This is a genomic window from Prosthecobacter sp. (assembly GCF_044227185.1).
Taxonomy (GTDB): domain Bacteria; phylum Verrucomicrobiota; class Verrucomicrobiia; order Verrucomicrobiales; family Verrucomicrobiaceae; genus Prosthecobacter.
This window is the reverse complement of record NZ_JBGAFO010000008.1, coordinates 254,093-270,861: the sequence shown is the minus strand read 5'-3', so window position 1 is coordinate 270,861 and position 16,769 is coordinate 254,093. Positions and strand designations below refer to the sequence as shown.

The following is a 16,769-nucleotide window of genomic DNA, read 5'->3' as shown; positions in this document are numbered from 1 at the left end:
ATGAAACACAAGATCTTGCTCCCTGAAGCGCCTCCTCTGGTACCGCCCGGCGGAGGAGTTCAGAATTCACCCGCAGCTCCGATTCAAGCAGATGCGCAAGAGCCGCCCACTCCTGCAGTGGAGAAAGCACAGCAGATTGCAGCAGTTGAAATAACGCCCGATGCTTCAAAACGCTACGCTCCGCCCTCTCCGATTACGCGCGGAAACCAAGATCCACTGGTTGAACAACCTTCACCAAGGGGACTAAGCCAGCAGGAACACCCAGGTCGACCGGAAACGCAGGAGCGCGTTGAACCCGCTCAATCAAAGCAAGGAAACCCGCCGAGTAACAAACCTGCAGATGTGCCGCCGCCCAAGGATCGAGCTGAAGGCTTCGCTTGGACCATGTTAATCATGACTTGTGTGTTTATCGGTGCATTACTTTATTTCGTAACGAGCAGCATGGAGCCAGCTTGGCGTCCAAACACGAATACGGAAAGCCCCTCTAGGGTATGGGGCGAGCAACAGATCTATTCCCCCCGCCATGAGAACTCACCACCGGAAGCCCCTCCCTTGCAGCCAAGCTCCAGCGTTGCCTCTTCAGTTCTTGTTCAGAATGCCAACGACAACCAGACACCTGGACCGACCGTAAAAGCGGTCCCTGCACAGGAGCCCCCTCCGAAGCCAGCACCACCGAAAGAGTCCGCTACAAATAAACCATCACCTTCAGAGAATATCGTCAAGAAGGATGGATTTCAGGAACTGCTGCGATCGGCCGAAGCCGGAGACTTGAGCGCTCAGAGTCAGCTCGCTCACCAGTATTCCACTGGCAAAGGAACCAAGGTCAACTATGAAGAAGCCTTCAGGTGGAATCTCCTGGCTGCAAAGAGAGGAAGCAGCCGTGCTCAAAGCAACCTAGGCGTTGCCTACGCGAATGGCTACGCTGTCGAGAGAGATATCATCGAAGGATATGCGTGGTGGTATATCGCGTCCCAATCTGGGAGTGCGCATGCCCGCAGCAACATGCAAAAATACGAAACCGTTCTCACCACTAAACAAAAATTCCAGGCAATCGCGCGGGCTAAGGTTCTTTCGAAGAGAATTGGTAACTAGTGGGCCCTACCGCGTAAACAATGCCGTAGGCTCGGACGCCTTCGATTGCGTGAGCGAGCAATCGTTTGTTCTCGCGCTGCTAAAGAGGCTGTTCTCACCCGTGGGCGAATTAAAATGTTGTGATAGCTAAAAGAAAAAGGTCCGGCACCTGCCGAACCTCTTTCCATTTTCTTTATCATGCGGCCAGCCCGACATGGGTGTCGAGCAGACCGTGAAGCGCTTCGGTGCGCTTGGGTAGTTCCGCGAGGCTGCCTTCCTTCAGCGCTTCCGTGAAAGCATTGAACAGGCTCCACACATTCCGCCCTTCAAACGCCTCGTGACGTGGCTCGCGCCATTCGTGAAGCACGGGCGGGATGAGGCGGTTGCTGCACACGCCAACATCCGTTGCGCGGATAACGAGGTCATGGACTTGGGTGTCGCTGATCTCCGTCTCTTTGTAAGCGGTGATACGCTTATCCTGATCGTGCCATTTGGCCAGCAGCTGTCCGATGGAGCGAAAGACCAACTGCGGCAAGTCTCGATTGATGAATCGGGTGTGCTTGCGTGCGAATTTGATCTCTCCTGAAAAGGAAAGGTTGTCACAAACAAAGACCGCAGCCCCGGCAACGATGCCGGCGGGGAAGGTCTTGTCATGGCTGTTTCGCAGGCCGAGCACCCAGCAGTAGTCGTTATTAGCTTTCTGCGCATGGACCTCCATGAGCCCGAAATATCGCTGTCCCTCATGGGACAAGGAATGGGCCTGGGTGCCGATGCGCAGATTGGTGGTGGCCAGGGCTCTTTGCAAGGTGGTGATGAGCTGATGGTGCGGAATGGGACACCAGCTCGTGGTGGAGCGCGGTGTGCGGACTTTGCCAACTTCTTCGAGATCCACGCTGTGTGCACCGCAGTGGAGGATTAGATTGGGATGTCTGGGAGTGTTGATGAGGGATTGTGGTTCAAGGTTTGCGATCATGATGATGGAATGGGTTTGAGGTTGAGAGCGTCAGCAAAAGAGACGCTCGATTCTTTGGATGACGGGCACGGCGAGCTGCTTGGCAGGCAGCTCGCCTGAGCTGGTCCAGTAGCGATTTCCGGCCACCTCCCGCCACTCGACCTTGATGGTGCCGAGTGGCGTGATGATGGTGGCTCGCTTGGGACGCTCGTGTCGGTCGAAGACGATGGACGAGATGCGTTTCATGAAACGACAGGAGCCAGGCACGCTGATGAGGCACGCCTGGCTCCTAGTGGTGCGTTGGTTGTGAATTACAGCTTGAGGCCTTGCAATGAGCGCAGGGTGGAGCGTACGGAATTCAGCTCCCGTGAACTCGTCTTCTGGTCACGGTTGATGGCCTTCAGCTTGATGGAGAGCTCACGCAGCAGATTGAAGCCTTCGTTGAGCTTGTCCCGGAGGAGCAAGGTCAGGTCGATGACTTCTTCCGTGGCGCATTTGGGCTCGCCGGTTGCGGGACCTTCGGAGGTGGGATGGGTGATCATGGGTTGGTTTGGTGGTGCACGCAGCGGAACAGACCGAGATGGCGGCAGGTTCGCTGTTGCGGGTTGTGGGGTTGCTGATTGTCTGGAGGCGGGGCCATCTGAGCGCAGGGGCATCACGATCATTTGCCGGCCTTTGTTGTGGAACCGCAGAGGATTAATTTCCTCATTGAGGCTGATGGTGTTGAGGCCGTATTCGAGCGCCTTGATGAGAAAACGCCGACACAGGAAGATGGAAACCTCCTGGCCTTCGACCTTGGCATCGGGAACCGGAACCCGTGTCCATGGAGTTTCAGAGGTGTCCTTGCCGAGAAGCATGAACTGCCCCTGCTGGCACTCTAGGCCGATGGTCTGGTATTTGTCGGGATCGTGGCAAGGCATGCGCTGGATAAGCTTGATGAGCGCATCCAGTTTGGCCGGGGCGAGGGTGATGTGGGTCTTGGCGTCGCTCGGGTTGGGGACCGTCACGCGCCAGTCGGGGTATTTGCCGTCGATCTGCTTGGTGACGAATCGCCAGCGCCGGCTACTGATCTGGACGGTTTTGTCGTCTGCCTTGAGCTGCCATTCCCCGTCGTTGTTGAACTCCTTCCAGCCGAGGAACTTGTTGTTGGGAATGAGGACGGAGTGCTTAAGTGGCAGCGCGAAGGAGTTGGCGCTGTACAGATGCCTGCCATCGGTACCCACGATGTAGTGGGCTTTCGGATTGCTGGCGTCGATAAACGTGCCGGTGAGGACGTAGCGTGTTTCGTCGAGGCTGGCGCACTCCATCGCTTCGTGGATGGAGCGGCGCAGCTCTGGCGGCAGAGGAATGGCCTCGGCCTGGATGCGCGGCGTCACCGGGAACTCCGTCAGCGGGATGGGCTTTACCTTCTGTTCACCGAGGCTCTGAGCCAGGGCGAATTTGATGACGGGACCGCCCGGCGTGGGGTCGATGAGCAGGTGCTCGTTGCGGTCGCTGTTCTTGGCGAGCTGAACGAGCTGCTCATGGGGGACGAGCACGGCCATGGCAGGCCCTATGGACGGTTGTTCGAGCCGGACGGTGACAAAACGGTCGAGATCGCTGCTCGTGAGAGCGATCCAGCCATCGGTCGTACGTTCGACTTTAACGTGCTGCAGGACGGGCAGCGAGGATCGTGGATTGACCACTTTGCCGAGTCCCACGAGTGCGGGTTTTAACTCCGCAATGGGCAGTGAAATGGGATTCATGTGTGAGCTTTGGGTTGTACGCGGACAGGCCGAGGCACCGATGAGGGCACCTGGGCATGAGCGTGGATTGTCGTTTTCTACTAAACCTCAGCGTCAGCTTTGTACTTGAGCTGGGCGGTGGTGCATTCGGCGGCGCGAATGTCGGGACGCGCTCCCAGGTAAACCGGCTGGTAAATGCTGCCGGATTCCTTGAACGCGTACAGGTAGCGGCACTCCACCACGGTTCCCGGTTCAGGAACATCGTGGTTGGGTGGAATGGTGACGTTGCCAGCGGGGCGCACCTTCTCGCCGTCGAACAGGATCAACGAAACGCTGCGCTTGCCGTTCACCTTGGTGACGATGAACGAAGCTGTCTCGTGGAACTTGTACTTGAGCTGGCTGCCACCGCTGTTGGGGCGGCCGGCAATGTACGGAGCGTCCTTGTGTTTGAACACCACGCCTTCCTTTCCTTCCTGCTTGAACCGCTGGAGCTGGCCAGCCGTTTCAGATGGGAAGATGACCTCGACCAAACGGATGTGCGGATGGTCGAAGGCGTTGAGCATGTCGCGCATCCGCAAATAGCGCACCGAGAAGCCCAAAGGACGCATGTCCTCGGGGCCGATGGTGAGCAAGTCGAAGGCATGGAAGGTGTCTCCCACGGCTTCACCATCGAGGAGGAAGTCGCGGGGATATTTGGCGGCATCTCGAGCGATGGGTTCAGGGACGGCGGTGGGAAATCCCAGGCGGTTGATGCCTGTGATCCGGCCGCCTTCCTTTTTGATCAGCAGCCGGCGGCCATCGATCTTCTCCTGCATCCAGTAGTCCGGATTGAGCAGCACCTGAGCGAGCTGCTGCTCATGCAGAGGATTGAGCAACTGGCAGTGAATGCCGGTGTGCTGGTTTTGAGACTCGGGGGGCGCAGTGACGACTCCGTCGGCGCCGGGCTTGTAGCCCTTCGTCATTTTTTCCCGGATCAATTTGTCGTAGATTCCCTTGGCATTCGGGTAAGCGACCGGCGTTTGTGTTTTGCTGCCGGTACTGAGGGTGGTGCCGCGACGGCCATAAGCGAAGTGTACGTGATAGCCGTCATCCTTGGGGCAGATGCTAGCTTGGTACACTTTATCGGAGGGACCTTCGCGAAAGTACAGGGTGATGCTTTCCATGAGTTGTGTTCCTTTCTTGAAATGAAAAGAGCCGGACGATCCTGCGATCATCCGGCTCAGGGGGTGGGGTGTTGTGTCGTGGGTTCCGCGTCAGTAGTTGTAAGGATCCCTGCGTTGGTGCTGCTGGCGCATGCGCATTGTGAGGATCGATTTGCCGATGGAAATCAGCCCGCAAATGAGGCCGATGACCAGCAGCGCTGAAAGCGGGACGAGCACCATGTTGGAGGTGGTCCGCGTAATGAGATCGATCCAGACATTGAACTGCTTCAATGTCAGCGTGACCAGCGGTGCCACCAGCAAGGCGGGCACCGCAAGTCCAAGGGCGAGACGCAGGTTGAACTTAAACCATTCGCGGAGGATGCCCCGCGGTGAGATCCAGTATTCAAACCGTCGGCAGGTGAAGCAGACAACTTCTGCCGAACGCTCAATGGCACTGAGCTGCGGCAGGTCCTGATCAACCACCGGTTCGCTGAGCGGCTCAGGCTGCCATCGTTTGACGACGATCTGACTGACCTGTTTCGCCCACGTGGTGGCGGGCACCGTTGGGAGCTGACGGGGCTGCGGTGGGGACTGTTCGTCCCAGTCTTGTTGTTCCATCATAGTGCTGGCGGGTTTTGGCCCCGAGGGCCGTTCCGATGACAAACAACAGCAGAGCTCCGCACGCGAGACTGCCGGTGGCAATCTTCCAGCGGTCGGCGTTTGCCTGCTGTTCCGACATTCGTTCTTCGAGCTTGGAGATCTTGGCCCGGTATTCCGGACCAAGGTCCGGCAGTGGGGGCGGCGGATCGTCGAAGAACCAGCCAGCGTGCATGTTCGGGGCGAACAGCATCAGCAGGCCGGTGATGAGGATGAGATGTTTCATGGTGAGTGTGGGGATGAGCCACAGGCCGGCGCTCGTCGTGAGCGCCGGCCTACAGCAGAGTTCAATGCCATCGACGGCATTCGTTGAAGAACTCGCAGCTTGAGCAGTGCATCCCAGGCGAAGGGATGAAGTCGCGGCGCTGCAGTCCTTCGAGGTAGGCTTCCATTTGCCGAAACAGCCGGGTTTCCTGGCTCGGGCTCATGGAGGGCAACGTGGTGATGACCACCTTGGGGTTCTTGAGTTTGACCAGGTGATGAAGCTGCATACCTGCTTCCTGTGCGCCGGTGTTGTGCCGGTACAGGATGGCGTAGCTGCAGGTTTGGATTTCCGTGGTGTGGGCGACCTTGTCGGCGTTGGGAGTCGTGGCGCTGGTCTTGTAGTCGATGATCTGGCGTTGCTGCACCAGATCAAGGATGCCGATCAGGCGGGGCAGGCCATGCTGCTTTAGATCAGCCTCCACCGGGACTTCCACGGCGTCAGGTTTGATGGCGGCAGGGAGGTGGCTTTCACGCAGGTAGGTATCGAGAAGACGCCACCCGGTGGTTTTGTCGTCCTCTTCCTCCCCGGGTTCCCATTTCACAGATCCCTCGGTGTTGTCCGCCCAGGCTGTCTGGTAGGTCTCGTGGACCACCTTGAGTGAGAGCGGCTGCTGCAGCCAGCGTGCCTTGTTCCAGGCCTTCAACACGGCGTGAACCGCATTGCCGAGGTGGAGCGAGGCTGTCTTGGGCTTCTTGAGCTTGAGCACGTAGCGGAAGTAGAACTTCAACCGGCATTGCAGGAACAGTGACAGCCGGGAAGCTGACACCGTTGCCTGCAATGCGGTGAGGACGTCCTGCTCGCTGCGCTCTGGATTTGAGGCAGCGGGCGTGTTCATGCGGCTTGGGCGTTTGTGGGTTGCTGCTGCCAGCGGGTCTGGCGTGGAGCGGGCTTCCCCGCCATGACGAGCAGGTCCTCAATCAACTGGGAGGCCTGCATCTTGTTGAGCTGCTTGACGCCGATGCCGAAGAGCTGCTGGGACAGATCCTCCGCCACCTGTTTGGTGATGCCGGGGTTTTCGTTGACGATGCGCAGGATGAACCCGCGCTGACCGTCGGTGCAGTTCCAGCGGTCGGCGCTAGATGACGCAGACGGGCGACCACTGCCGTTGACCGGCTGGGCTCGTCCTTTTTGCTGGGGCGCTGGACGGCTGTTGCCGTTGGTGTTGGCAGTCGGGACAAAGCCAGGTTGTTGGATTTCCTGATCGACAGACTGCTGCAGGAGCTGATAGAGCTTCTGCACCTCGGCTTCGACCTGGCTGATATCGTTGAGTTCGACTTCAACGGAGGCGCTGAAGCTGTGGCTGCTGTATTGGGGCAGGCCGAGTTTTTTACTGTAGTTGGCGCTGAGTTTGATGGCCATGGTGGTGTGTCTCCTGATTTGGGGTGGGTGTGCTTGGGGGGAAGAAGCCGCCACATGGCCCCGACAACAAAACACCCGGGCCCTCTTGCGAGAGAACCGGGTGGGTGAAGTGGGTGCTGTGACGACGTAGAGCGGCTAGCAGGTGGTGCCAGTCTCCTGAATGCGGCCCTGAGCCGGGACGCTCATCTGAGTGGCAGCGATGCTCCATCCCTGCGTGTGTTGCAGGGATGAGGTGAGCAGATCGTTGACCAGTCGCGTCATGGGACGGCGTAGCCGCCGGCCTTCGTGATACAGTGCGCAGACGATGACCCGGTCAATGCAGGGCGAATAATGGGTTCGCCGGGGCATGTGGGTGGATGAAAATGGCCGGGGTAAAGCCCGACCTCTCAAGTCTTTATAACGCGGATGGACAGGGAATTGCAGGTCCTTTTTTGCCGGGTCTTTCTGCTGCATCTCGTGCCTCGTGCGACACTTTTGCAGGGTCTCGAAGATGCGACTCAAGGGGTTAGCCTGCTACGATCTGACCCGGTAACGCCGGGAGCGGAAACGATTTATAAATGAACGAAGAAAGAAAAGAGCTGAAAGGGCCAATGCCTTGACGATCCGATGAGGAAACAATGATTCTTTTCAGTGTGCTAAGATTAGCGATGACGGGATCAATCTCAGTTTTTTTTAGTGACGGATCAATTCCAGATTTTTTTAGTGATTGCCCAAATGGTCTGGTCGCATTTTCCAGCTCAAATATTAGGTGCTCTGCGTCATTAGGAGACCAAGCAAAGCTGGCTTGATGAAGGATTGTCTTCAGATGGAACAGTCTCCCGATGACTGTCCATAGAATGTCTTTTTTCTTGAGACCTAGTTCTTGGGGGGAGTTGAATTCATGAAATTCCAGGTGACGCCACTCTTCGTCACGATCATCCGTGAAAATTGTTACGCGTTCGTCATGAAGCAATGGAGCTTTGTGCAATTCCATCAGGCGAACGAGGTTTACGAATGTTGCATCTAGATGTTGGGTGCGCTTTGAGCGTTCTGGGCGACTATCTCCAACTTTTTCTTGAGGGGAGTCGGAACAGGTCCAAAAATCAAGGCTGACCGGCGGATTCAATTCCTTGATGGGTCTGGGCAAATTTTTGCATTCTTCAGAAATGTCGGGGGTTGCTCGACTCCAAGACATTAGGTGAAATTGAACAATCCTGGCTTCTTCAGTTGTAAGCAATAAGTGATTCTCCATGAAAGCTCGTGAATGCTGGAGCACAGAACCTGCTTTTGTGGAAATTGACGGAAGGCTCGTTTTACTCGGAAGTTCCAGAATCATGCGAATACATGACCAAAGACTCGCAATGTCGTCATCTGTTTGATTGGATTTTCCACGTGGTTTTGGACCCCGCTTAGCGTTCCTGGGATTGTTGACTTCGCTTGCTCCCACTTCGACTAGTGCCTGAATGATTCTTGCTGCATTTTTTCGTTCTTCAGATGTGAATTTTCCTGGGTTCTTGAGCGCGTTCCAATGATCCGTACTGAGATTATTTGCGAGGGCTAGTGCCCATGGGGCAGGGGAATCAGGAATGTTCATCGCGATACGGTTCTATTCATTTCGGCTCCGCCTGCAAATATCTCATGTTTTGTGCGAGAGCATAATATCAGGAAGTGCGTCTGCCGCCTTCTGCATTGCTTCGCTTCCGACATGAGTGTAGCGGGCTGATACCTCCTTGCTCGAATGGCCAACAATCGCCATGACCACGGATTCTGGAATGCCTGCTTCTTTCATCAGTGAAATGGCGGTGTGACGCAGACAGTGGAACGAAAGCTCTTGAGTTTCACGGCGAGCCTTTTGTCCTTTCTTCGGACTCGCGTTTGGCGATGGTTTGCGCAAGCCCGCGTCTATCAGTAGTTCGGAAAATTGGTTTCCAAGCCTGCCTGTTCGGCCTTCCCTTTCCCAGGTGCCGTTAGCTTTGGGGTGCAAAGGTGCGCGTGGATCGTCTGAGGAGGGTATGGATTCCAAATGAGATGCCAGGGGGGCAGCGATGGGAAGAATCAGCGACTTGCCTGTCTTTTGCACGATGATTGTGATTTCCTTCTTCTCCAAGTCCACATTGCACCAACGCAACATTGCCACATCTGAAATGCGCAGGCCAGTGTACAGCCCGAACAGGATCATGCTCCTCCATTCATCATTGGCGATGGCCAATACCCTTTTTACCTCCTCCATGGTGAAAGGACGCCGATTGGCCTCTGTGCGTCCCTTCACGGTTTCGATGAATTCCGTTGGATCATCTACCAGTAGATGGTCTCGTCGCGCTGCTTTGAACAACGCTTTTACTGTCTTCATGTCATGATTGACTGTCTTGGGGCTGACCAAGGTGATGAGTTCGTTTCGATAGGCGAGGATGGTTTTTGCATCAATTTCGCTGATGTCGGAATCCGCTCGTTCTCCAAGAAACGTGAGGAACTTCTTCACCGATCCCCGATAGAAAACGAGCGTTGCAGGCGCGGTGCCTTTCTTTTCAGCCAGCCAGTTGTCGCAATGTTCTCGAAAGGTGAGTGTGGCAACATCCTGGCCTGTAATTGTCTTGTGCAGTTCGCCAATGACAGTCCTGATCTGCCGGACCGTCTGTTTTTGCCTTGCGGCCAACTCATAGCCGTCGGCAATCTTCTGTGCATTTGCACGGTTGGTCTCCCTCGTAGAGCGCTTCAGCCGGCGACCTGTACGGTCGGTAAAGCATGCGAAGAAGAATTTGCTTTCAGGATGTTTCCAGAGGCTGGCCACCTGTGAACATAGCTAAGAACATCCAGTATTGTCCAGCAATGTCCGGTTAAAATTAAATGACTCAATAACAATGAATTAAAACTTTATTGGACGTGCGTGGATTGTGATTTTTGACTCGGGAGTTCAAATCTCCCCTCTGCCACCACGTTGAACCCCGCAACGTGGTGGGCATGCAGACACGACAACCTGAAGACATGGCCGGGAACATGACCGTGTGCTTCCAACACCTTTTTTATCAGCATCCCTTCAGATGATGCTTCACCATGAGGGCTCCATGTGTTTCATCATGATGCGGGACTGGAGAGAAAGACCCTGCGGTCCTCAGAGCTTTTTGCTGGTTTGAGCTCCCACGGGGCGTTCCCGGACCTCCGTCTTCACACCGTTGACGATCATCTGGGGGGGAAAAGTCACCCACAGCTTCTTGCTGGGTCCCAGTGGCGTGCCTTGCTTCTTGAACATGATTTCCGGATCCGGCGTCAGGAGGTTTGGCAGCAGCATGTAGGCCACAGTTCCTCCCGGAGAGAGGGTCTTTTTCACCAGGGTGGCTTCATGCCAGTAAAACCAGCAGGGCGCGCCGGCCGGCAGTCCGGCGATGTTGACACCTCCCGGCAGTTTGCGCAGCGGAGCGCCCAGCAGGGCCTCCACCTCTGAGGAGGTTGTTTTACCTTTCACGATCTGGCTGGCCTTGGACACATCAAACTCACGCCCCATGGTGCTCGTGCTGGTACACGCGCAGGGGCTGAGGCCTAGTGCGATGATGGCGGCGAAGTTTGCGGCTTTGCGGATGGAGGGAGGTGTGGTCATGGGAGGTGGAGGAAAAGAGAAAGGCTGACGTGCTGGATTTGGTGTGGCCAAGCGTGAAGCTCACTGCTGGATGACGCCCTCGATGTGGTTGGAGGAGTTCATGATGGCTTTCATAAGGCGCGCTCTTTCTGCGGCAGATGTGTTCGGATCAGAGGCCCGGTTGACCTTTGACATGAGCTCATGGTCACTCATGGCCGGAGCAGAGGCGGGTACTTCCTTCTGCCAAACCGTGCGCGCGGTGGAGGCTCCTGTGTTGTGCGTGACGGCGGGCGCGGCCTGCAGCGGCCGGGGCGCTGAGCAGGAGGAAAGCAGCAGGGAGGCTGCAAGCAGAATGATGGAGGACTGGGTGATCGGGTTCATGAGCGTGTGGGTATGGTTGGATGTAGGTGGAAAGTGGGCGGATCCACCGGAAGGACTTGTCCGGCTTGTCGAGATCGCTGTGCTCGTGTGTTCGTGGTTCGTCATGGCTGTTTCGCCGGTGTTTTTTCACTGGCCTCTCCCGGCAGGCGGATGGATTTGAGCAGCGGCTTCAGTGTGCTGACGGCCTTTTCCATATCCCAGGATTTCGGGGCGATGAGTGTCAGTTGGATCAGTGTGTTCTTTAACTTTTTATGCTCCAGCCCGCCGCTCACCTCCACGCCGCCTCCTTTGCCGATGCTTTTGATGTAGAAGCCGCTCAGTTCGCCATCATCCACCGCGACGAGACCGAGATACTGGCGGATGTATCCCTGCTGCACGCCCCACTCCGCCTTCTGTCCGGCCTCGCGCCGCAGGGTGTTGATGAGGTCCGCCTGCGGCGGGATGCTCAGCGCCACGGCAATGAGCACGCCATCATCCGGCTCCAGGTGGAATGCGGCCACATCCACTGATTTGGCGGGGTCATCCGCACTGCCGGAGTACTGCTGGTAGATCTGTTTGCTCTGCACCAGAAACTGGCTGCGCAGCGCAATGGTGTCCGCTGAGGAAAAGGCCGGCCACGCAGACGGCACCTTCAGCGCAAACTTGGCGAGCATCACGGTTTTGACTTCACCTGCGGCGGAGTCCGGCGGGTCCTTTTTCTCCTGGCTGTGTGCGGCACCCGCAGCCAGCAGCAGGCATGCCGCGAGTGTGTTTCGGAATGAAGTGGTTGAGTTCATGAGATTGGTTGCCTGGGGCGCTTCTCGTTGTTTTACTTCACGGTCACGGTGGCGATGGCCGCATCCACCTGCGCGCTGACCTCGGCATTGTCGTTGTTCTGCACCACGAGGATCTGGGTGACGAGGGCGGGCTGCTGCGGCGTCCAGTAGGCCAGTGTGATGGTGCGGCCACCGCCTCGGTTTTGCATGACTGTCTTGATGAATTTGTGCCCGCCCAGCGTCACCAGTCCGTTTTCGCTCGCCCTCAGAAACATTCCCTGCTGGATGCCCCACTCGATCTTCTTTCGGTTCTCCGCCTGCATGTCCTCATAGTAGTTTTGTTGCGGCGGGATTTTGATCTCGTGAACGATGAACCAGCCCGACCTGGCAGCGAGCTGCGCCGCCGCGAAGTCCTGGATGCCCAGCGTGCGCAGATCGCCCCCCGAATCCTTGCGGTAGCGTTCGATCATTTGATCCATTCCTTTTTTGACTTCGGCTTTCAGTGCGGCCTCCTCTTCTCCCTCCGCCACCCGCCACTGCGGGGAGATGGAAACCTGAAAGCGTCCAGCCGCCAGCGCTTCAGGTGCCGCGGTTCCGGCAGTGCTTTGGGCATTGCAGGCGGACAGCAGGCCTAGCGCGAAAATGAAGAGGGTGGTAAAGCGGGCGGTGGACATGGCGGGGATGGTGTGGTGCAAAGGAGCGCCTGGCGCCCGAAGGGCCGACGGCTGTGCGGGTTTCTCACCTGCCAATACCGGCCTTCGCCGCCGATGTGACACACGATCTGCTTTTTGAAGCGGGATCTTATCGCTGTCACTTTGCCTCTGCCGGGCTGGCGGGGGTGATCACGGCCTGGATTTTGGTCCAGTTGAATTCCGGGTTGGCGCCGGCGGCCTGCTTGTCCCAGGAGACGGCGAAGTCCACATAGGAACCCTTCTTGAGGTCCAGCGTGGTGTTGAAAGGGCGCACCTCCCCTGAGCGGTGGATTTCTCCGGTAAAGAGCGGCCTGCCTGAAGCGATGACGTGCAGGATGACATTCACGCCGCGGCTGTCATACCCGCTGAAGAGGGTTTTGATTTCATACCTGCCATCTTCCGGGCAGGTCCAGCGTATGGCGGGAATGCCGGACCTGTCCTTGGTGCCCCAGAGCTGATTGTCATGCGGCCACACCACGGGGCCTTTGCGGATGCTGGGGGACATGGTGCGGCTGTCTGGCAGCCAGAAGAGCTTGTTAAGAATGTAAGGGGAGAGCTCAAAGCCGTCTCCTTGGGTGGACCAGCGGCTGCCGTAGCTCCAGGCGCCGTTTGGATTGTGCTCGCTGCTGTAGTCCCGCGCCATGTCCCAGTGCAGGCGGCCGTCCTTCGGCGCGCTGAGCTGGGCGGTCTGGGCGCTCTCTGCCTGCTTGTGAGCCTGGAAGTCCTGCCAGTGTGTCCTGGGGTAGGGCTGGAAGGGCTTGCCATCCGGCCCGACGATGCCGAGCACTTCCAGCTTGGCAAAGCAGTCGCGGTGAAGGCAGCGGACGGTATAGACCTCTCCGGCGAAAACTGGGAAGCCGTCCAGCCTGGGGTAGTGACCGATGTCATCCGCCTTCTCCAGGCTGGCGGCGAAAACTTTGTCAAAGGGGCGGCCTTCGTTGTGCAGTCCGGTGTTGTGCCGCAGGGCATTGGGTATCTGCCAGGTGAGGGTGCCGTCCGGAATGGTTCGGAAGCGGTCCAGATCAATGGCGCCGCCGTTCATGCGGCCGCGGTTCAGGGGCAGAATACGGAAGTCCTCCATGAAGAAACCCTCGCTGCCGTCTTCACTGGGGCGTGTGCTGGCGGGTGGGAGCGTGCGCGGCTCTGCGCCGCGGTCAAAAATGAAGCAGCCGTGTCTGGCGCTGAACCACGCCTTCCCGCTGCGCACTCCGGGGCCGGTGAGGGAGGGGTCTCCCTCCATGGTCTGCACGGCCCAGCGAATGCCCACGGTGGTGGCGGCGCCCAGGGTGAGATCGCGGCTGGCGTTTTCCTTTTCCGCCAGGGTGATCTCCGTCTGGAGCTCGCCGCCAGGGGCTTCTGCGCGCAGGGTGTAGCGCCCGGGGGAAAGCCCGCGCAGGCTGAAGCTGCCGTCTGCGGCGGTTTCTGTGACGGCGCCGTAGTCGCACAGGCGCACGATGGCTTTGGCGGCGGGACTCCCGCTGGCGGCAAGCACACGACCGCTCAGGCTGGCGGATTTCTCAGGGCGGAGAGGCTCCAGCTCGAGGGTGCGCAGGGTGATCAGCGGTGCCCAGCCAGCCAGCTCCTGCTGCACGCTAAGACAGCCCGGGGCGATGAGGGAAAGCACGCGCGGCTGGCCGGGGCGCACGGCAAAGACGGCATAGCCGGAGGGCGGCAGGATGGCCTCCTGCGTGCCTAGCATGCAGGCGATGTCCCACGGCAGGACGCTGCGCGGGTGATTCACCTTCAGCACCAGGTAGTGGTCGCCATTGGGCCGCTGCTGCAGGCTTTGCAGATAGCTGCGGATTCCCTCCACGTCTCCAGTGCGGCACATCTCCTCCAGAAATGCCTTGTCAGGCACCTGCCAGGTGGAGCCGGTCACTGGCTCAGGCTTGGCCGTCACAGGTGCGGGGGCTGCGGTATCGGCCAGCGCGGTGGCGGGATCATGCAGGCTGTGAATCTCCGCGCCAGAAAGAGCGCGGCGGTAGATGCGCACATCCTGTACCATGCCGTTCAGGTATCCCCCGCCTTCACGGTGGCCGATGAGTAGGGGCGCGGCCGTAGGCGGGAAGGCGCCGCTCCAGTTTTCCGAGGCTACTTCCACACCATCGGCAAAGAAATGCAGGGCACCTCCACTGCGGGTGAGGGCCAGGTGATGCCAGGTCCCCGAACGCAGACCCAGATAGGGCGAGGTGAAAATCTTTCGCTTCTCTCCGGCGATCTCCAGTTCCAGGTGTCCGCGGACGACTTGAAAAAACCAGTGCGATCCATTGCCACCGCTGGAGAGCAGGCACTGGTCCGGACCGGAGTAGGAGAAGCTGCCCCACAACGCGAGGGTGAAGTCTCCCTCTCCAAAGTCCCAGGCTGGGCCGGATGGGACGGAGACATAGCCGCTGGTGCCATCCAGCCCAAAGGCGCGGTCGTGACGCCCTGCGGCAAATTTCACGCCGCCCATGAGCCTGCCATGACTCACGCCGATGGCATCCCGGGCGTCCCCGTCTCCTTTCCACCAGGCGACGAGCTGCCGCTCGCTGGCCAGCAGCTTTTTGCGCTCCTCCGCCGCGCGCAGTGAGACATCCAGGCCGCTCCGCGCGCGGGTATCTTGTGGGCTCCGGGCCAGCACCCGGCGGTAGGCCGCCACCGCCTCGACGGGCTGGTTGGCTGCGGCCAGGATGTCGGCATGCAGCAGGTGGTAGGCGGGAGCACGGTCATCGAGCTTGAGGGCGTAGCCTATCTGCTCCAGCGCCTCCGGCAGGCTGCCCTCAGTGAAGCGATCCTGCGCCAGACTGTAAAAGGTGGGTGCCGTCTTCTTCAGATCATCCAGCGCCCCTGTGGCCTTCTCCTCGCTTGCCAGGGCCTGGTTGCGTTCGATCACGAGCCGATGGGTGAAAACTGCGCTGAGGATGGCGATCATGACCAGGCCAAAGGCCGTGGTGATGGAGGCGGCGCGGTGGCGGCTCAAGAACAGTTTCATCTGCCGCCAGGGGCGGGCGTTTTCCGCGCGGGTGGCAAAGCCGTTTTGATACGCTTCCATATCGGCGCTGAAGGCGGCCACGTCGGAGTAGCGGTCCTCCTTCCTCAGCGCCAGCGCCTTCATGGTCACGGCAGAGAGAGCCTCTGGAACTCGACCGCCCGGGCAGTGCGGCAGCGGCTGCAGCCGCTTCACTCCTGCCACTCTGTCCGCCGCTCCGGCCCCGCCTTCCCCTCCTCCCTCTCCGATGGAGGACGGCGGCGTGATGTTTCCGGTGGAGACCTTGTGCAGGATTTCATCGACCGTGCTGCCCTCCACTGGCGGGCGCAGGGTCAGGATGGTGTAGAGGATGGCGCCGAGGGAAAAAATGTCTGAACAGGTGCCGATGTCCGCGATCCTGCCTTCCGCCTGCTCCGGGCTCATGTATTGCGGTGTACCCATGACGGAACCTTCCAGCGTGCCAATGAACGCGGAGGCATGCCAGGCACCGGACTCCGGCGCACCGAGGGCGGCTTCATCTCCCTGGCCCAGGATTTTCGCGAGGCCCCAGTCCATCACCAGCACCTCGCCGAACTCTCCGACCATGATGTTGTCCGGCTTCAGGTCACGGTGGATGACACCCATGCTGTGCGCGAAGGCCACGGCATCGCACACCTTGCGGAAGATGGTCAGCAGGCGGTCCAGCGAATGCTGCGCCGCCGCGCCGGGCTCGCGCTCATGCAGCGCATTGGCGATCTGCTGCAGCGTGCGGCCCTTCACCCGCTTCATGCTGTAGAAAAGCTGGCCCTCGGCATCCCGGCCGATGTCATAGACCGGCACCACATTGGGATGCGTGAGCCGCGCCAGCACCGCGGCCTCATTGATGAAGCGCTGCTTTTGCGCCGGGGTGGCGTGCATTTCCGCCAGCATGATCTTCACCGCCACCCTGCGCCCCAGCTTGCAGTCATAGGCATCGAGAATGCTGCCCATCCCGCCGCGTGCGATCTGGCCGCCAAAAACATAGGGCGCCGCCGCATCAGGATTGCAGGCCGGCAGCACGCCGCCCAGCTCCGCCGCCGGCAGTGTGGCTGGCGCCACTCCTCCGACGGTGGAAAACCCGAGATCAAACAAGGCTGCGGCCGGTGCGGCAGGGCGCGGATGCGGAGGCGGATGCGGAGGCGGAGGCGGGAGGGCTGGCGGGTCCGGCATGGTCCCGAGAAAAGCACAGCTTTGGCTGCTGGCAAGGCACCCGGCGGCCCGGGCATTTCTCTTTG

At 59.0% G+C, this 16,769-nt stretch carries 17 protein-coding genes; 1 reads left to right on the top strand and 16 read right to left on the bottom strand.

What is annotated here, in order from left to right:
* Entirely contained in the window at positions 1-1,092 is a 1,092-nt protein-coding gene (locus ACILSQ_RS19845; RefSeq protein ID WP_395745394.1) for a hypothetical protein, read from the top strand.
* A gap of 175 nt (positions 1,093-1,267) precedes the next feature.
* On the opposite strand, the gene ACILSQ_RS19840 is transcribed toward ACILSQ_RS19845, so the two are convergent.
* The 16 genes from ACILSQ_RS19840 to ACILSQ_RS19765 all read right to left on the bottom strand — a co-directional run bounded on the left by ACILSQ_RS19840 (position 1,268) and on the right by ACILSQ_RS19765 (position 16,704).
* Entirely contained in the window at positions 1,268-1,963 is a 696-nt protein-coding gene (locus ACILSQ_RS19840) for a DUF932 domain-containing protein (RefSeq protein WP_395745393.1), read from the bottom strand.
* Positions 1,964-2,074: 111 nt separating this feature from the next.
* The gene (locus ACILSQ_RS19835) at positions 2,075-2,269 is read right to left on the bottom strand and encodes a hypothetical protein (RefSeq protein WP_395745392.1); all 195 of its coding nucleotides are present in this window, start codon (positions 2,267-2,269) and stop codon (positions 2,075-2,077) included.
* A 65-nt stretch (positions 2,270-2,334) separates the two neighbouring features.
* Complete coding sequence (locus ACILSQ_RS19830) at positions 2,335-3,768, bottom strand: DNA polymerase III subunit beta (RefSeq protein WP_395745391.1); 1,434 nt, start codon at positions 3,766-3,768, stop codon at positions 2,335-2,337.
* An 80-nt stretch (positions 3,769-3,848) separates the two neighbouring features.
* A complete protein-coding gene (locus ACILSQ_RS19825; RefSeq protein ID WP_395745390.1) occupies positions 3,849-4,910 on the bottom strand; it encodes a WGR domain-containing protein in 1,062 nt (353 codons plus the stop codon).
* Between the two features lie 90 nt (positions 4,911-5,000).
* On the bottom strand, positions 5,001-5,450 hold the full coding sequence (locus ACILSQ_RS19820) for a hypothetical protein (protein ID WP_395745389.1): 450 nt from the start codon (positions 5,448-5,450) through the stop codon (positions 5,001-5,003).
* On the bottom strand, positions 5,389-5,772 hold the full coding sequence (locus ACILSQ_RS19815; RefSeq protein WP_395745388.1) for a hypothetical protein: 384 nt from the start codon (positions 5,770-5,772) through the stop codon (positions 5,389-5,391). The genes ACILSQ_RS19820 and ACILSQ_RS19815 overlap by 62 nt, the downstream gene beginning before the upstream one ends.
* Before the next feature lie 61 nt (positions 5,773-5,833).
* Positions 5,834-6,646, bottom strand: a complete 813-nt coding sequence (locus ACILSQ_RS19810) for a RecB family exonuclease (RefSeq protein ID WP_395745387.1) — start codon at positions 6,644-6,646, stop codon at positions 5,834-5,836.
* The gene (locus ACILSQ_RS19805; protein ID WP_184340971.1) at positions 6,643-7,170 is read right to left on the bottom strand and encodes a hypothetical protein; all 528 of its coding nucleotides are present in this window, start codon (positions 7,168-7,170) and stop codon (positions 6,643-6,645) included. Before ACILSQ_RS19805 ends, ACILSQ_RS19810 begins: the two co-directional genes overlap by 4 nt.
* A gap of 135 nt (positions 7,171-7,305) precedes the next feature.
* Positions 7,306-7,518 (bottom strand): hypothetical protein, encoded by a 213-nt coding sequence (locus ACILSQ_RS19800; protein WP_395745386.1) that lies wholly within the window; start codon positions 7,516-7,518, stop codon positions 7,306-7,308.
* Between the two features lie 157 nt (positions 7,519-7,675).
* Positions 7,676-8,743: a hypothetical protein gene (locus ACILSQ_RS19795; RefSeq protein ID WP_395745385.1), complete on the bottom strand. Its 1,068-nt coding sequence runs from the start codon at positions 8,741-8,743 to the stop codon at positions 7,676-7,678.
* A 42-nt stretch (positions 8,744-8,785) separates the two neighbouring features.
* Positions 8,786-9,937, bottom strand: a complete 1,152-nt coding sequence (locus ACILSQ_RS19790; RefSeq protein ID WP_395745384.1) for a tyrosine-type recombinase/integrase — start codon at positions 9,935-9,937, stop codon at positions 8,786-8,788.
* 321 nt (positions 9,938-10,258) lie between these two features.
* Positions 10,259-10,741 carry a hypothetical protein gene (locus ACILSQ_RS19785; RefSeq protein WP_395745383.1) on the bottom strand — a complete coding sequence of 161 codons (483 nt, stop codon included), beginning with the start codon at positions 10,739-10,741 and terminating at the stop codon, positions 10,259-10,261.
* 60 nt (positions 10,742-10,801) lie between these two features.
* Positions 10,802-11,101 carry a hypothetical protein gene (locus tag ACILSQ_RS19780; RefSeq protein ID WP_395745382.1) on the bottom strand — a complete coding sequence of 100 codons (300 nt, stop codon included), beginning with the start codon at positions 11,099-11,101 and terminating at the stop codon, positions 10,802-10,804.
* A gap of 101 nt (positions 11,102-11,202) precedes the next feature.
* Positions 11,203-11,877 (bottom strand): hypothetical protein, encoded by a 675-nt coding sequence (locus tag ACILSQ_RS19775; RefSeq protein WP_395745381.1) that lies wholly within the window; start codon positions 11,875-11,877, stop codon positions 11,203-11,205.
* Positions 11,878-11,909: 32 nt separating this feature from the next.
* Entirely contained in the window at positions 11,910-12,530 is a 621-nt protein-coding gene (locus ACILSQ_RS19770) for a hypothetical protein (protein ID WP_395745380.1), read from the bottom strand.
* Positions 12,531-12,666: 136 nt separating this feature from the next.
* Entirely contained in the window at positions 12,667-16,704 is a 4,038-nt protein-coding gene (locus ACILSQ_RS19765; protein ID WP_395745379.1) for a protein kinase domain-containing protein, read from the bottom strand.
* Positions 16,705-16,769 lie beyond the last annotated feature (65 nt).

Coding starts and splice junctions, on each gene's coding strand:
- ACILSQ_RS19845 (WP_395745394.1), top strand. CDS start 1: ATGAAACACAAGATCTTGCTCCCTGAAGCGCCTCCTCTGGTACCGCCC.
- ACILSQ_RS19810 (WP_395745387.1), bottom strand. CDS start 6,646: ATGAACACGCCCGCTGCCTCAAATCCAGAGCGCAGCGAGCAGGACGTC.
- ACILSQ_RS19800 (WP_395745386.1), bottom strand. CDS start 7,518: ATGCCCCGGCGAACCCATTATTCGCCCTGCATTGACCGGGTCATCGTC.
- ACILSQ_RS19785 (WP_395745383.1), bottom strand. CDS start 10,741: ATGACCACACCTCCCTCCATCCGCAAAGCCGCAAACTTCGCCGCCATC.
- ACILSQ_RS19825 (WP_395745390.1), bottom strand. CDS start 4,910: ATGGAAAGCATCACCCTGTACTTTCGCGAAGGTCCCTCCGATAAAGTG.
- ACILSQ_RS19775 (WP_395745381.1), bottom strand. CDS start 11,877: ATGAACTCAACCACTTCATTCCGAAACACACTCGCGGCATGCCTGCTG.
- ACILSQ_RS19805 (WP_184340971.1), bottom strand. CDS start 7,170: ATGGCCATCAAACTCAGCGCCAACTACAGTAAAAAACTCGGCCTGCCC.
- ACILSQ_RS19770 (WP_395745380.1), bottom strand. CDS start 12,530: ATGTCCACCGCCCGCTTTACCACCCTCTTCATTTTCGCGCTAGGCCTG.
- ACILSQ_RS19830 (WP_395745391.1), bottom strand. CDS start 3,768: ATGAATCCCATTTCACTGCCCATTGCGGAGTTAAAACCCGCACTCGTG.
- ACILSQ_RS19815 (WP_395745388.1), bottom strand. CDS start 5,772: ATGAAACATCTCATCCTCATCACCGGCCTGCTGATGCTGTTCGCCCCG.
- ACILSQ_RS19795 (WP_395745385.1), bottom strand. CDS start 8,743: ATGAACATTCCTGATTCCCCTGCCCCATGGGCACTAGCCCTCGCAAAT.
- ACILSQ_RS19765 (WP_395745379.1), bottom strand. CDS start 16,704: ATGCCGGACCCGCCAGCCCTCCCGCCTCCGCCTCCGCATCCGCCTCCG.
- ACILSQ_RS19835 (WP_395745392.1), bottom strand. CDS start 2,269: ATGAAACGCATCTCGTCCATCGTCTTCGACCGACACGAGCGTCCCAAG.
- ACILSQ_RS19780 (WP_395745382.1), bottom strand. CDS start 11,101: ATGAACCCGATCACCCAGTCCTCCATCATTCTGCTTGCAGCCTCCCTG.